This is a genomic window from Mycoplasma sp. Z386, assembly GCF_054343375.1.
Genome location: NZ_JBTGVC010000002.1, coordinates 1 through 13737, shown reverse-complemented (window position 1 = coordinate 13737; position 13737 = coordinate 1). Strand labels below are relative to the sequence as shown.

Here is a 13737-nt window from a genome sequence, read left to right as displayed (position 1 = left end):
CTATCTTTTTGTTTCTCTTTTGATTACTTTTCTTGGAGGTCTTGTTCCGTTATGTGGAATAGGTGTAACATCTTTAATTTCAGTAACAGTAATACCTGAAACTTCAATTTGTTTTCTTGCTGCATCTTTTCCTGGTCCTAAACCTTTAATTTCAACTTTAACTTCTTTAATTCCATGTTCTTTAGCTGCTTCAGATGCTGCTGCTGCTGCTAATCCTGCTGCATATGGAGTTTTCTTTTTTGTCCCTTTATATCCAATAGCACCAGATGAAGATCATGCAATTACATTACCTTTTTCATCTGAAAAAGTTACAATTGTGTTTTGGTGAGTTGAGTGAATGTGAGCGATTCCGCTAGTAATATTTTTTCTTTTAACTTTTCTAGCCATATCTTATTTACCTTTCTTTCCAGCAACAGTTTTTCTTGGTCCTTTTCTTGTACGTGCATTTTTCTGAGTTACTTGACCACGAACTGGTAATCCTTTTCTATGTCTGATTCCTCTATAACATTTAATTTCCATTAATCTTTTAATGTTAATAGCTACTTCACGACGTAAATCACCTTCTGTTGTATATTGTGAAGCTATATCTCTTATTTTTGATAATTGTTCTTCACTTAAATCTTTTACACGAATATTTTCGTCTATTTGAGCCTTTTGTAAAATTTCTTGAGCTCTTGATTTTCCTATCCCAAAAATATAAGTTAGAGAAATAACAACTCTCTTATTATTTGGAATTTCTATGTTTAAAATTCTAGCCATATTTTCCTAACCTTGTCTTTGTTTGTGTTTTGGTAGAATACAAATGATTCTATTTATTCCATTTCTTTTGATTATTTTACAGTCTTTACACATCTTTTTAACTGATGCTCTTACTTTCATAAATCTCCTTTATTTATGACGATAAACAATTCTTCCTTTTGTTCAATCATAAGGACTAATTTCAACATCAACACTATCTCCAGGAATTATTTTAATGTGATACATTTTCATTTTTCCTGAAATGTGAGCTTGAATTTTAGCATTATTTTCTAATAAAATTTCATACTCACTAGAATTGTGTGCTTGAATTACTTTACCTGTCATTTTGATTGCATCTTTTGCCATTTATTGAAATACCTCTTTTGGTTTTTTATTTGTACAATTAATGTTTGGTATTTATTATTATTTTATTTCTTTAAAAGTAATTGTGCCCTTTAAAGAAATACCTGGACTTATTTCGACATTACCTTATGCCAGGCTTGTATAATTAACATTAAAAATTATACTAAATTTTTGAATTTTTCCAACTCTTTGAATTAACTTAAAATTATTCCTTTTCCATTTTTAATTAAAATGGTTTCTTCCACGTGAACTGTTTTTTTACGGTTATATTTTGGAACCACAGTTCAACCATCACTTAATATTTTAACTTCCGGACTTTCTTGTAAAATCATAGGTTCTATACAAATTACCATATTATCTCTTAACAAAATCCCTTTATCTCCTGTATATAAATTGTAAACATTAGGTGCTTCATGAAGTTTTTTTCCAATTCCGTGGCCACAAAATTCCTCTGTTGTAAACATTTTGTTTTCAAAAATAACCTTGGAAATGGCTTTAGAAATATCTCCTATCCTTGCTCCAGGTTTGATTGCATTTATACCGGCATCTATTGCTCTTTTTGCAACAGAAATCAGTTTTTCGTTTTCAAGATTATTTTCTTTTCCAACTGATTTGGAAAAGGCAGAATCTGAATAGTATCCTTTATATTTAACTCCTAAATCTATAGAAATTAAATCCCCTGTTTTTAAAATTCTTTGATCCGGAATTCCGTGAATTAACTCATGATTTAAAGAAGCGCAAATTGTGTTAGGAAAATTTTGGTAACCTAAAAAAGCTGGTTCTGCGTTTCTTTTGATAATTTCATCATAAGCAAGTTTGTCTAGTTGCAATAAAGAAACCCCTTCTTCTATTGCATCATAAACTATTTTTTTTACTTCTGAAAGAATATTTGCTGATTTAGTTATTAATTCTATTTCAAAATCTTTTTTTATCAATTTGCTCATTTTATAAAATTTCTTTAACTATTTTTTGTACTATGAATTCTGGAGTTTGTGTTGCATCTATAGTGATTAACATATTTTTGTCTTTATAAAAATCTATTAATACTTTAGTTTCATTATTATAAACTTCTAATCTACGAATAATTGCTTCTTCTTCATCATCTTTTCTTTGTAATAAAACTGTATCGTCATTTTCGCAAAGTAATTGCTTTGCAGAAGGTTTGAAATCAAGATGATAAGTTGCAGAACAAGTAGGGCAATATCTTCTTTTAGAAAGTCTTTGAATAATAACTTCACTTGGAGCTTGTAATAAAATAACATTTTTTATTTGAGAAGTGCTTAAATTTGATAAAAAATCTGCTTGATTAATTGTTCTTGGATAACCATCTAAAATAAAGTTAATGTTTTGTTTGTTTAATTCTTCTAACTTTTCTTTTACTATTTCATTAGTTATATTGTCAGGAACATATCTACCACTTTCAACAATATTTTTTAATTCCAAACCTAATTTAGTTTGGTTTCTAATTGCGGTTCTAAAAATTTCTCCTGTTGATAAATGAATAAAATCAATTTCTTTTGCAAGTAATGATGCAACAGTTCCTTTTCCAACTCCTGGTGCACCTAAAAAAATTATGTTTTTTATCATAATAAATCTCCGTTATTTTTATTTTGTTTAGTAAATGATTTACTAATTTTTCTTCTTTTTTGTGAAATTTTTTCTGATTGTCTTCTTGCTTTAATTTGACCTATTGTTTCTAATGCTGTGGTTATTAAAATAATAATAGAAGTTCCACCAAATGTAATGCTCCGTGGCATTCCAAACATTTGCATAATAGGTTCTAAAGAACCAATTGCTACAAGATAAAATGCAGAGAAAATAGAAAGTCTTAAAACAACAGAAATTAAATAATCTTCTGTTTGTTCTCCTGGTCTTATTCCAGGAATAAAGGTTGAATTTTTTCCAAAATCTTCTGAAATTTTATCCACTCTAGACTGTTGTAATCCCATACCAATTGCAAATAAAAAGGTAATAACTACAAATAGACTAAATCCAATTGGATCAGTTAATCTTAAACTTCTTTCTACAAAATATCTTGTAGATGAAGTGTATGGATCAAGAAGTCCTACTATTAAAGTTGGTAAAGATAAAACAATTAAAGAAAAAATGATTGGCATAACACCTGCTGGATTTACTTTAATTGGTAATACTGAAATATCTTTAACATTTTTAGTCATTCCAGATCCTGTTTGTTGAATAGGTATTTTTCTTTCTGCAGTATAAACATATGCAACTATAAAAATTAAAACTAAAAAACCAATAATATAAACTCCAAAGAAAATTATATTACTAATCAAAGAGTCTGAATTAGATCCTGAAATAAAGTAATTAAAGGCTCCTTTTAATTTACTTGGTAAACGTGTTGCGATTCCTGTAAAAATTAAAAGTGAAGTCCCATTACCAACTCCTTTTTCAGTAATTTGTTCTCCTAAAAATAAAGAAAACAAAGAACCGCTAATAAGTATACAAGGTAAAATAAAGTATTTATAATAAGCTGCATTGTTGCTTAAATATACAAAACTTTGTGCTCCTAAATTGGCATCAAACAATGTTCTAATTAAGAAAATTGATTGAGCTATAGCTATAAAAATAGTTAAAAGTCTTGTAATAATATTTATTTTACGTCTACCTAGCGGTCCTGATTGACTTAACCTATGAACTGGTGGAAATAATTTAGTTTGAGCGACCATCATAATCAAAGATGCTGTTATGAATGGTCCTATTCCTAAGGCTACTATTGAAAAGTTAGTTAACCCTCCACCACCTACAATATTAATTATTCCTAAAAATGAATTAGAATCTAAAGAAGCATTTTTATTTATAGATACACCAGGTAATGTGATTGTACCTGCTATAACAAAAATAGCTAAAATTCATATAGAAAATAATATTTTTTTAGTTAAGATTTTTTCTTTGGAAAATGTTTGAATTTTATGTTTTATATTTAAATAGATTTTTGAAAAGATTAATCCTATCCAGTTTAATACTTTTTTTAATCTATAAAACATCTTAAACCAATTCTACTTTTCCACCTAATTTTTCTACCGCTTCTTTTGCTGAGTTTGAAACGGCATTAACTTCTATAAATATTTTTTTAGTTAATGTACCTGAAGATAATAATTTTACAGGCATTGTTTTTCTTCTTGCTAATCTAGTTTCAAATAACATTTCTAATGTTACTTTGTCACCATCTTTAAATGTAGCATCTAATTTTTCTAATGATATAACTTGATATTCAACTTTATTAACATTGTTAAAACCGATTTTTGGTAAACGTCTGAAGAGAGGGTTTTGTCCTCCTTCAAATCCAGGTCTTACAGTTCCACGTTTTGTTTGTCCTGATTGTCCTCTACCAGCTTGTTTTCCTTTACCAGCTGCATGTCCACGACCTTTACGGTGTTTTTCTTTTCTTGAACCTTCAGTGTATTGTAATGTATGTAATTTATATGACATTTTTCCTCCTGGACTATTTATTGCTTAACAAATCTTCTACTTTAATATCTCTTAATTCAGCAATTTTTTCTACTGTTCTAAGATTTTGTAAAGCAATGATTGTTGCTCTAACGATATTAGCTTTTGTTCTTGAACCATAAGTTTTAGTATAAATGTTTGAATATCCTGCTAATTCTACAACTGCACGAACTGTACCAGATGCTATAATTCCTTTTCCTTTTGGAGCTGGTTTTAATAGTACTTTAGATGCTAAGAATTTTTGTTTAATTTCATGTGGTACTGTTGCAGCTTCTTCTACCACTGGAACAGTTATTAAATTGTTTTGTGCATCTTTAACTGCTTTTTTAATAGCATCTTGCACTTCATTAGCTTTTCCGTGACCAAAACCAACTTTTCCTTTTTTATTACCAACCACTACATATGCTGAGAAAGAAAATCTTCTTCCTCCTTTAACAACAGTAGTTACCCTTGCAACATCAATTACTTTTTCTTCGAATTCATTTTGGAAAGGTTGTTTGTTAAATTCTTTTTTTGGTCTTGAGAATTTACGATTATTATTAGATGTTTTTGAATCTTTGTCTTTAGAATGGAAGTGTTTTTTTGGTTCTCTTGAAGATTCTATTTTTTTAGTTGGAGTTGCTTTTTTAACAACTTCTTTTTTAATTTCTTTATTTTCCATTATTAAAATTTAACTCCTTCATTTCTAACTGCTTCTGCAAATGCTTTTACTCTTCCATGATAAATATAACCTGAACGATCAAATACAATTGATTCAATTTTTAATTCTTTAATTTTTTGTCCCATTAATTTTCCAAGTATTTCAGCTACTTTAATATTTCCGCTATATTCTTTATGTTTTAAAGTTGAAACAGATGCTATTGTTACTCCTTTAGTATCATCTATTAATTGTGCATAAAAGTTTGTTAGTGATTTGAAAACTGATAAACGTGGTTTGGTTGCTGTACCTAAAACTAATTTAGATTTAATTCTATGATGTTTTTTAATTCTAGCTTTATTTCTTGATAATTGAGCCATTGATAATACCTCGCTTCTATTCTAAAATTATTTAGAAGCTTTTTTCCCTTCTTTACGTCTAATGTTTTCATTTTTATACATAATACCTTTTCCTGAATAAGGATTAGGTTTTCTAACACTTCTAATAACAGCAGCTAATTGTCCAACTTGTTGTTTATCAATACCAGAAACAATTATGGAAACTGGTTTTGGAACTTCTACTTTTAAAGTATTTGGAACATCTATTAATACAGGGTGTGAATATCCTGCTAAAATTTCAATTTGGTTACCTTTTAATGTAGCTTTGTAACCAACACCCTTAATTTCTATTTCTTTTGAAAAACCAGAGGTTACACCTTTAATCATTCCTGCAAGTAAGGAATTAGTTGTACCGTGTAATTGCTTTGTATGTTTTTCTTCGTTTAATCTTTCTGTTGTAACTTGATTATTTTCTACTTTAATTTTGATTAAATTAGAAAATTCTCTTTTTAATTGTCCTAATTTACCTTTAACAGTAACTAAATTATTATTAACTAATACTTCTGTTCCTTCTGGAACTAATAAAACTCTTTTTCCTACTCTAGACATAAATTATCAAATGAAGGCGATAATTTCACCACCAACATTTTCCTTTCTAGCTTCTTTATCAGTTAATAAACCTTTAGATGTAGAAACAATAACTGTTCCATATCCTGAAAGTACTTTTGGTAAATCATTAACAGAAGAATAAACTTTTAATCCTGGTTTTGAAACTCTTTTAATTCCGGTAATAGCACTTGTTGTACCTTTATATTTTAATTCTACAACAAGTTTTTTTTCTACACCTTCTCCTTGAGTTTCAAAATTTTGAATATAACCTTCTTTTTTGAAGATTTCTAAAATTTTGTGTTTTTTATTAGAATGTGGGATTTCAACAAATTTGTGTTTTCTCATAAATGCATTTTTGATTCTTACAATCATATCTGCAATTGGATCTGTAATTATAGCCATAATTATCAACTCGCTTTCTTAATACCAGGAATTTTTCCTTCATGTGCTAATTTTCTAAAACAAATACGACAGATTTTAAATTTTCTTAAAACAGCATGTGGACGACCACATAATTCACATCTTGTATATTCTCTAACTTTGAATTTTTTATGTTTTTTAGCTTTTGCTTTTAATGATGTTTTTGCCATTTTACTCCTATTTTTCTGCCTTACCAAAAGGCATTCCTAATTGTTCTAATAAAAATTTTGCTTCTTTATCTGTATTTGCTGTTGTAACAATAATTACATCCAATCCCTTAATTTTTCTAATTTTATCGAAACTAATTTCTGGAAAAATAATTTCTTCTTTAATTCCTAATGAATAATTTCCTCTTCCATCAAAAGCTTTAGGATTTACACCTCTAAAGTCTCTAATTCTTGGAATTGCTACATTAATTAATTTATCTAAGAATTCTCACATTCTTTCTCTTCTTAATGTAACTTTTGCTCCCATTGGCATTCCTTCACGTAATTTTCATGAAGCTAATGATTTTTTAGCAACTGTTTGATAAGGTTTTTGCCCTGAAATTAATGCCATTTCATTCATAACTTCTTCTATAGCTTTAGAATTAGTTACTTCTTTTCCAGCTGTCATATTTAAAACAATTTTTTCAATTTTAGGTAATTGCATTACAGATGTATAAGCAAATTTTTCTTGTAAATTCTTTTTAACTTGTTTTTCGTATTTTTCTTTTAATGTCATCTTTATAAAATTACCTTTCTAACTAAATTGTTTTCCCTGTTTTTTTAACAAAACGCACTTTTTTATTATTTACCATTTTGTAACCTATTTTTGAATATTGAGCTGGTTTATCTTTAGTAGCTTTTTTAACTAATAAAGATACTTTTGAAACGTGTAATGGGAATTCAACAACCTCAATTGAACCTTCACTTCTTGATTGTGATGGTTTGTGGTGTTTAGTTTTTTTATTAATATCTTTAATTTTAACTTCTTGTGTTTTTGGATAAACTTCTAAAACTTGACCAATTTTTCCTTTATGTGATCCTGAAATAACTATTACTTCATCATTTTTTCTAATTTTCATATCAATAATTATTCCTTTCTATAAAACCTCTGGTGCAAGTGAAACAATTTTGGAATATCCTTTGTCTCTTATTTCTCTAGCTATTGGACCAAAAACACGTGTTCCTCTTGGAGAACCATCTTCTTTAATAATAACAACTGCATTGTCATCAAATTTTATATGTGAACCATTTTTTCTTTTGATTCCATAAGTTGAACGAACAATAACTGCTTTCACAACTTGTCCTTCTTTTACAATTCCGTTTGGAAGAGCTTTTTTAACTGAACAAACTATCACATCACCAATATTTGAAGTTTTTTTAACTGAACCACCTAAGTTTCTAATTAAACCCACTTCTTTTGCACCTGAGTTATCTGCAACAACTAATCTTGAGAGTTCTTGAACCATTATTTAGCTCCTTCTTTTGCTTTTTCACGAATTTCAACTAATCTAAATGTTTTAGTTTTTGAAAAAGGTCTTGTTTCACTGATTTTAACAATATCTCCTAAAGAAGCTTCTTCTTTTTCATCGTGAGTTGCAAATTTCTTAGTAACTTTAAATCTTTTTCCATATAAAGGGTGTTTAACATAAGAATCTACTGCAACAATAATTGTTTTTTGATTCTTATCAGAAACAACAGTACCAATTAATGTTTTCTTTGTATTTTTTCTTTCCATTATTTTCCACCTTTATCATTGTTTTCTTTTTGTTGTATAGCTGTTAAAACTCTGGCAATATTTTTTCTAATTTCTTTGATTTGATGAGTTTTATCTAAACGTGATGTAGCATTTTTAAATCTTAAAGAAAATAACTCAGCTTTGTGTTCAGCTACTAATTGTTTTAGTTCTGAAAGAGATTTGTTTTTTAATTCTTTAAATTCCATTATTCATCCCCTTCTTCATTTGCTTTAACTATTTTTCATTTTACTGGTAATTTATGTCCACCAAGTCTTAAAGCATCTCTAGCTATTTCTTCTTTTACTCCTGAAACTTCAAACATCATTGTATTAACTTTTACAACTGCTACTCACTTTTCAGGAGAACCTTTACCAGATCCCATACGTACTCCGATAGGTTTAGAAGTTAATGATAAGTGAGGGAAAATTCTAATATGAACATCTCCTTCACGACCCATTCTTCTTGTGATAGCAATCCTTGCAGATTCAATTTGTCTAGCTGTTACTCAAGCAGAAGTTGTTGCTTGTAAACCAAACTCTCCAAATGAAACTTTATTTCCTTTATGTGCTTCTCTTTTATCGTGTGAAATTCTAAAATTTCTTCTATATTTGGTTCTTTTTGGTTGTAACATTATTTATCACCCTCTTTAACCTCTCCTAAAGAAATTCATACTTTCACTCCTAAAGCACCATAAGTTGTATGAGCTGTTGCTTGAGCATAATCAACATTTTGTCTTAAAGTGTGTAATTTCATTTCTCCTTCAGAATATCCTTCTGCACGAGCCATTTCCACACCGTTTAATCTACCAGAAACTTGAGTTTTAATTCCTTTAGCTCCTGCTTTTAAAGCAACTTTAATTCCAAATTTTTGAGCTACTCTAAATGATCCTCTGTTTTCTAATTTAATAGCTATTTGTTCAGCTACTAATCTTGCGTTTAATTCCGGTTTTTGAATTTCAACAACATCAATTGATAAATTTAATTTTTTATTTTTAACAAATTTTTGAATATCTGTTGTCATTTTTTTAACATTTTCTCCACCTTGACCTAATACTACACCAGGTTTAGCTGTATGAATTGTTAAAGTAACTTTATTGTTTTGATCTCTTCTAATTTCAACTTGTCCTATTTGATAATCTCTAACAAATTTTTCAACATATTCTCTAATTTTTACATCTTCTAATAAGTAAGTAGCAAAATTAGCTTTATCAGCAAATCAATTTACATTATGTTTTTTAGTAATACCGTATCTAAAACCATTTGGATTAACTTTTTGTCCCATAAAATTTTCCTACTTTCTTTCCTCTACTGTTATTGATAAATGTGATGTTCTTTTTAAAATTGAATATGCTGTTCCTTTAGATCTTGGTTGAAATCTTTTGTATGTAGGTCCTTCATTAACTTGAACTGAACTTACAAATAAATTATCACCATCCATACCAAAGTTATTAATTGCATTAGCAATTGCTGAATTTAATAATTTAATAAATAATTTTGATGCTTTTTTATTTGTGTTATGTAGGATTGATAGTGCTTCTGTTGTATTTTTATAACGGAATAAATCTGCTACTAAACGAGCTTTTTGAGCAGATACTCTTTGCATTTTAACACTTGCTATTGCTTTTTGCATTATTTTTTCTTCCCTTTATCAGCACCATGACCTGTATAGGTTCTTGTTGGAGAAAATTCTCCTAATTTATGTCCTACCATATCATCTGTTACAAAAACATCATTAAATATTTTTCCATTATGAACTTGGAATGTTAGTCCTACAAATTGAGGAAAGATTGTTGATCTTCTAGATCATGTTTTAATTGGTTTTTTATTTTTTTGTTCATTCATTAATTCAACTTTTTTTAATAAAGATGTATCAGCGAATGGACCTTTTTTAAGTGATCTAGCCATTATTTACTTTCCTTTCTTCTTCTTATAATTAATTTTGTTGAAGATTTCTTATTATTTCTTGTTTTAACACCAAGAGCTTTTTTACCTCATGGAGTTAATGGAGATTTTCTACCAATAGGTTGTTTCCCTTCTCCCCCTCCATGTGGGTGATCAATTGGGTTCATTACAGATCCACGAACAGTAGGTCTAATACCTAAATGTCTATTTCTTCCTGCTTTACCAATGTTAACTAATGAATGTTCTTCATTACCTACAACTCCAATGGTTGCTCTACATTTTGCTAAAATTCTTCTATATTCACCTGATTTTAGTCTTAAAACTACGTATTTTCCATCTTCATCTTTTCCTTGGATTTGTGCAGAAGACCCAGCTGAACGAGCGATAATTCCTCCACCTCCAGGTTGCATTTCGATGTTATGAACAACTGTACCTTCAGGAATATTTGATAAAGGTAATGAGTTACCTACTAAAATATCAACTTGTTCACCTGAAATAACTTTTTGTCCAACCTTAATATCTTTAGGTGATAAAATATAACGTTTTTCACCATCTGCATAAACAACTAAAGAAATATTAGCTGATCTATTTGGATCGTATTCAATAGATTTAATTGTTCCAAAAATATTATCTTTATTTCTTTTGAAATCAATAATACGATATTTTCTTTTATTTCTTCCACCTTTGTGACGTGTAGTTATTTTTCCTTGATTGTTTCTACCTGATTTTTTAGGTAATGTAACTAATAAGCTTTTTTCAGGTTCGTGTCCTGATAAATTTTGCTTGTAATCAAGGGTAGACATACCACGACGACCATTTGAAGTTGGTTTATAATGTTTAATCGCCATTTTCTCTCCTTATTTTATTAATAACTTTAAAATATTGTTTTTCTTTAAAGTTCTATGAATTATTTTTTTTCTTTATTTTTTTTAGCTGCTATTTTTTCTGCAACTTTTTTATCAACTTCTGATGCTGATTTAGAAACTTTTGTTTCTTTTTTAGTTTCTTCCACTACATTTGTTTGTTCTTCTGGTGCTGGTGATTCTAAATCTTCATTTAGAACAGCAATTGTGTGTCCTTCAACTAAAGTAACAATAGCTTTTTTGAAAGAATTTGTAAATCCTTGATATCTACCTAATTTTGCAGGTTTTTTTGGAACATTAAAAATATTTACTTTTTCTACTTTAACATTAAAAATATATTCAACTGCTTTTTTAACTTCACTTCTGTTAGTTCTTCTATCAACAGCAAAAACATATGTTCCTGAACTCATTTGTAAATAACTTTTTTCAGTTAAAATTGGGTATTTGATTATTTCATTAATATTCATTATTTAACCAACCCTTCTAAATATTTAATATCATCTTGGCTTAAAATCAAGATATCTGCTTTTACTAAGTCTTCTATTAATAATGAAGTAACTTTTGTCACTTTTACATTTTGAAGATTTCTTGCAGAAATATAAACTTTTTCATCATTTGAAACTACTAAAATATTTCTTAATTTTTCTACTTGTAAATCTTTTAGTTTAGAAACAATTTCTTTTGTTGAATATTTTTCAACTTTTATTTCCTCTACTATAACTTGTTTGTTTTTAGCTAATTGTGATAAAGAACTTAATAAAGCTAATTGTCTAACTTTTTTATTAACTTTTAAATTATAATTTCTTTCCACTGTAGGTCCAAAAGCTCTTCCACCACCTACTCAAATTGGTGATCTCATAGAACCAGCTCTTGCTCTACCTGTACCTTTTTGTCTTCAAGGTTTTTTACCAGTACCACTTACTTCAGCTCTATTTTTTACTTTATGTGTTCCTTGTCTTCTTGAAGCTCTTTCAGCAATAATTGAATCAAATACAGCTTGTTGATTAAATGTTTCAATTCCAAAAACTTCTTTTGGTAATTTAACTTCTTTTCTTACTAATGGAGTATCAACTTTTTTTGATGTTTTAACTTCTACTTTTTTAGTTGTTTTAGAAACAGGTTTTTTTGTCGATGTTTCTGTTTTAGAAGTTGTTGATGTTTTTTTAACAACCTTTTCCATTATTTATCTCCTTCTGCTTTATCTTCAGCTGCTTTTAATAATTCTTTCATTTCTTTTACTGACATTTCCATATGTAGTTCTACATTATATTTTTTAGCTAATTCAAATAAATGATTTTTTTCTAAAGCCTCTTTTAGGTTAACTAATTGCACAGGTGTTTTAGAAGGTAATTGTTTAACAGCTTCTTTTAGAATAACAAATGATTTTTTAGGTCCAGGAACTGAACCTTTAACTATAATTAAATTATTTTCTAAATCAATGCTTAAGATTTCAAGATTTTGAACTGTTCTTTTTACATTTCCTAATTGTCCAGGCATTGTCATACCTTTAACAACTTTGTTTCCTGAAATATCTCCTAAAGATCCTGTTTGTCTTAATGGTTGTGATCCACCACCACCACCGTGTGATTTAGGTCCGATTGCTTGGTTATGTCTTTTAATTGTTCCAGCAAATCCTTTTCCTTTTGATGTTCCTGTAACATCGATTAATTCACCTACTGAAAAAATAGATAAATCAACTGATTGTCCAAGTTCAAATCCAACCATTTCTCTAATTTCTTTTACGAAGCGCTTAGGTGCTGTGTTAGATTTTTTAAAATGACCTTGTTCTGATTTGTTTTGTCTAGAAACTTTCTTGTCTTCTAAACCTAATTGTAATGCATTGTAGCCATCTTTTTCTTTTGAAAAAACTTGTGTTACAACATTTGGTTTAACTTCAATAACTGTTACTGGTAATAAAATACCTGAATCAGCATATAGTTGAGTCATTCCAACTTTTTTTCCTAAGATTCCTTTCATCTTGGATCCTCCTTATTTTATTTATTTAGTATCTATAAGTATTTGAGCACCTACTGGTAATTCAACTCTCTTAATTTTGTCTAATACTTCTTTTGAAAATTTGTTTAAAACAATTAATCTTTGATGTGTTCTACTTTCAAATTGTTCACGTGATGTTTTATTAACATGAACTGAACGTAAAATAGTAAATACTTCTCTTTTTGTAGGTAATGGTACTGGACCACTAAAATCTACTTTTAATTCTTTTAATAAATTTACTAACTTAAGTGATGCATTATCAACTATTTTATGATCAAATGCTTTTAATTTAATTTTTAACTTATTTTCCATTAAAATTGTTGTCCTTTCTGTTCTTTTTTTGATGAACTAGACTCCACATAAAAACCGTTACTCTGCTAACAACTAATTTCGGAGTATCGCAACCTTATGTTTCAACGTCTAAATTTACTTTTAAATTATACTACATTTTTTAAAAAAAGTGAATTAAAAAATAATAAAAAAACTCCTCTAAGGAGCAAATAGTTCTTTCAAAACTGAATAGCAAATTACTTCTCAAATTAAATTAAATACCTAAAATTTTTAGCTATTAAATCAATCAATTTATTAGTATTGGTTAGCTCAATGTATTACTACACTTACACACCCAACCTATCAACCTCATCGTCTATAAGGAATTTCAAGGGAACATTAATCTCTGA

26 protein-coding genes, 1 rRNA gene and 1 pseudogene are annotated in these 13737 nt (G+C 28.4%); all 28 read right to left on the bottom strand.

Annotated features, from left to right (window positions below):
• Entirely contained in the window at nucleotides 1-387 is a 387-nt protein-coding gene (gene rpsK, locus ACXX85_RS00580; RefSeq protein WP_436358831.1) for a 30S ribosomal protein S11, read from the bottom strand.
• A 3-nt stretch (nucleotides 388-390) separates the two neighbouring features.
• Complete coding sequence (rpsM, locus tag ACXX85_RS00575) at nucleotides 391-759, bottom strand: 30S ribosomal protein S13 (protein ID WP_436358830.1); 369 nt, start codon at nucleotides 757-759, stop codon at nucleotides 391-393.
• A gap of 6 nt (nucleotides 760-765) precedes the next feature.
• The gene (gene rpmJ, locus ACXX85_RS00570) at nucleotides 766-879 is read right to left on the bottom strand and encodes a 50S ribosomal protein L36 (protein WP_027123513.1); all 114 of its coding nucleotides are present in this window, start codon (nucleotides 877-879) and stop codon (nucleotides 766-768) included.
• A 9-nt stretch (nucleotides 880-888) separates the two neighbouring features.
• Nucleotides 889-1104, bottom strand: a complete 216-nt coding sequence (infA, locus tag ACXX85_RS00565; RefSeq protein WP_436358829.1) for a translation initiation factor IF-1 — start codon at nucleotides 1102-1104, stop codon at nucleotides 889-891.
• Nucleotides 1105-1295: 191 nt separating this feature from the next.
• Nucleotides 1296-2045, bottom strand: coding sequence for a type I methionyl aminopeptidase (gene map / locus ACXX85_RS00560; protein ID WP_458559339.1), 750 nt, complete (start codon nucleotides 2043-2045; stop codon nucleotides 1296-1298).
• Nucleotide 2046: 1 nt separating this feature from the next.
• Nucleotides 2047-2688, bottom strand: coding sequence for an adenylate kinase family protein (locus ACXX85_RS00555; protein WP_458560351.1), 642 nt, complete (start codon nucleotides 2686-2688; stop codon nucleotides 2047-2049).
• The gene (secY, locus tag ACXX85_RS00550) at nucleotides 2682-4109 is read right to left on the bottom strand and encodes a preprotein translocase subunit SecY (RefSeq protein WP_436358826.1); all 1428 of its coding nucleotides are present in this window, start codon (nucleotides 4107-4109) and stop codon (nucleotides 2682-2684) included. The genes ACXX85_RS00555 and secY overlap by 7 nt, the downstream gene beginning before the upstream one ends.
• Before the next feature lies 1 nt (nucleotide 4110).
• Nucleotides 4111-4554: a 50S ribosomal protein L15 gene (gene rplO, locus ACXX85_RS00545; RefSeq protein ID WP_436358825.1), complete on the bottom strand. Its 444-nt coding sequence runs from the start codon at nucleotides 4552-4554 to the stop codon at nucleotides 4111-4113.
• Nucleotides 4555-4567: 13 nt separating this feature from the next.
• Entirely contained in the window at nucleotides 4568-5233 is a 666-nt protein-coding gene (rpsE, locus tag ACXX85_RS00540) for a 30S ribosomal protein S5 (RefSeq protein ID WP_436358824.1), read from the bottom strand.
• Between the two features lie 2 nt (nucleotides 5234-5235).
• On the bottom strand, nucleotides 5236-5589 hold the full coding sequence (gene rplR / locus ACXX85_RS00535; RefSeq protein ID WP_436358823.1) for a 50S ribosomal protein L18: 354 nt from the start codon (nucleotides 5587-5589) through the stop codon (nucleotides 5236-5238).
• Between the two features lie 27 nt (nucleotides 5590-5616).
• On the bottom strand, nucleotides 5617-6156 hold the full coding sequence (gene rplF / locus ACXX85_RS00530; RefSeq protein ID WP_436358822.1) for a 50S ribosomal protein L6: 540 nt from the start codon (nucleotides 6154-6156) through the stop codon (nucleotides 5617-5619).
• 3 nt (nucleotides 6157-6159) lie between these two features.
• The gene (rpsH, locus tag ACXX85_RS00525) at nucleotides 6160-6552 is read right to left on the bottom strand and encodes a 30S ribosomal protein S8 (protein WP_436359213.1); all 393 of its coding nucleotides are present in this window, start codon (nucleotides 6550-6552) and stop codon (nucleotides 6160-6162) included.
• Between the two features lie 8 nt (nucleotides 6553-6560).
• Nucleotides 6561-6746, bottom strand: coding sequence for a type Z 30S ribosomal protein S14 (locus tag ACXX85_RS00520; RefSeq protein WP_436358821.1), 186 nt, complete (start codon nucleotides 6744-6746; stop codon nucleotides 6561-6563).
• A gap of 7 nt (nucleotides 6747-6753) precedes the next feature.
• Nucleotides 6754-7305: a 50S ribosomal protein L5 gene (gene rplE / locus ACXX85_RS00515; RefSeq protein ID WP_458557636.1), complete on the bottom strand. Its 552-nt coding sequence runs from the start codon at nucleotides 7303-7305 to the stop codon at nucleotides 6754-6756.
• A gap of 16 nt (nucleotides 7306-7321) precedes the next feature.
• On the bottom strand, nucleotides 7322-7642 hold the full coding sequence (gene rplX / locus ACXX85_RS00510; RefSeq protein WP_436358820.1) for a 50S ribosomal protein L24: 321 nt from the start codon (nucleotides 7640-7642) through the stop codon (nucleotides 7322-7324).
• Between the two features lie 18 nt (nucleotides 7643-7660).
• Nucleotides 7661-8029 (bottom strand): 50S ribosomal protein L14, encoded by a 369-nt coding sequence (rplN, locus tag ACXX85_RS00505; protein WP_436358819.1) that lies wholly within the window; start codon nucleotides 8027-8029, stop codon nucleotides 7661-7663.
• Nucleotides 8029-8298: a 30S ribosomal protein S17 gene (gene rpsQ / locus ACXX85_RS00500; protein WP_436358818.1), complete on the bottom strand. Its 270-nt coding sequence runs from the start codon at nucleotides 8296-8298 to the stop codon at nucleotides 8029-8031. The genes rplN and rpsQ overlap by 1 nt, the downstream gene beginning before the upstream one ends.
• Nucleotides 8298-8504 carry a 50S ribosomal protein L29 gene (gene rpmC, locus ACXX85_RS00495; RefSeq protein ID WP_436358817.1) on the bottom strand — a complete coding sequence of 69 codons (207 nt, stop codon included), beginning with the start codon at nucleotides 8502-8504 and terminating at the stop codon, nucleotides 8298-8300. Before rpmC ends, rpsQ begins: the two co-directional genes overlap by 1 nt.
• Entirely contained in the window at nucleotides 8504-8929 is a 426-nt protein-coding gene (gene rplP, locus ACXX85_RS00490; protein WP_436358816.1) for a 50S ribosomal protein L16, read from the bottom strand. The genes rpmC and rplP overlap by 1 nt, the downstream gene beginning before the upstream one ends.
• Nucleotides 8929-9579 carry a 30S ribosomal protein S3 gene (gene rpsC / locus ACXX85_RS00485; protein ID WP_436358815.1) on the bottom strand — a complete coding sequence of 217 codons (651 nt, stop codon included), beginning with the start codon at nucleotides 9577-9579 and terminating at the stop codon, nucleotides 8929-8931. Before rpsC ends, rplP begins: the two co-directional genes overlap by 1 nt.
• A gap of 9 nt (nucleotides 9580-9588) precedes the next feature.
• A complete protein-coding gene (rplV, locus tag ACXX85_RS00480; RefSeq protein WP_436358814.1) occupies nucleotides 9589-9927 on the bottom strand; it encodes a 50S ribosomal protein L22 in 339 nt (112 codons plus the stop codon).
• A complete protein-coding gene (rpsS, locus tag ACXX85_RS00475; RefSeq protein WP_458557631.1) occupies nucleotides 9927-10202 on the bottom strand; it encodes a 30S ribosomal protein S19 in 276 nt (91 codons plus the stop codon). The genes rplV and rpsS overlap by 1 nt, the downstream gene beginning before the upstream one ends.
• On the bottom strand, nucleotides 10202-11047 hold the full coding sequence (rplB, locus tag ACXX85_RS00470; RefSeq protein WP_436358812.1) for a 50S ribosomal protein L2: 846 nt from the start codon (nucleotides 11045-11047) through the stop codon (nucleotides 10202-10204). Before rplB ends, rpsS begins: the two co-directional genes overlap by 1 nt.
• Before the next feature lie 59 nt (nucleotides 11048-11106).
• Entirely contained in the window at nucleotides 11107-11529 is a 423-nt protein-coding gene (rplW, locus tag ACXX85_RS00465; RefSeq protein ID WP_458557632.1) for a 50S ribosomal protein L23, read from the bottom strand.
• The gene (rplD, locus tag ACXX85_RS00460; RefSeq protein WP_458560350.1) at nucleotides 11529-12242 is read right to left on the bottom strand and encodes a 50S ribosomal protein L4; all 714 of its coding nucleotides are present in this window, start codon (nucleotides 12240-12242) and stop codon (nucleotides 11529-11531) included. The genes rplW and rplD overlap by 1 nt, the downstream gene beginning before the upstream one ends.
• 119 nt (nucleotides 12243-12361) lie before the next feature.
• Nucleotides 12362-13039, bottom strand: a pseudogene (gene rplC / locus ACXX85_RS00455) (50S ribosomal protein L3); the annotation flags it as partial.
• Between the two features lie 21 nt (nucleotides 13040-13060).
• A complete protein-coding gene (rpsJ, locus tag ACXX85_RS00450) occupies nucleotides 13061-13369 on the bottom strand; it encodes a 30S ribosomal protein S10 (protein ID WP_436358809.1) in 309 nt (102 codons plus the stop codon).
• 252 nt (nucleotides 13370-13621) lie between these two features.
• A 23S ribosomal RNA gene (locus ACXX85_RS00445) occupies nucleotides 13622-13737 on the bottom strand; the annotation flags it as partial.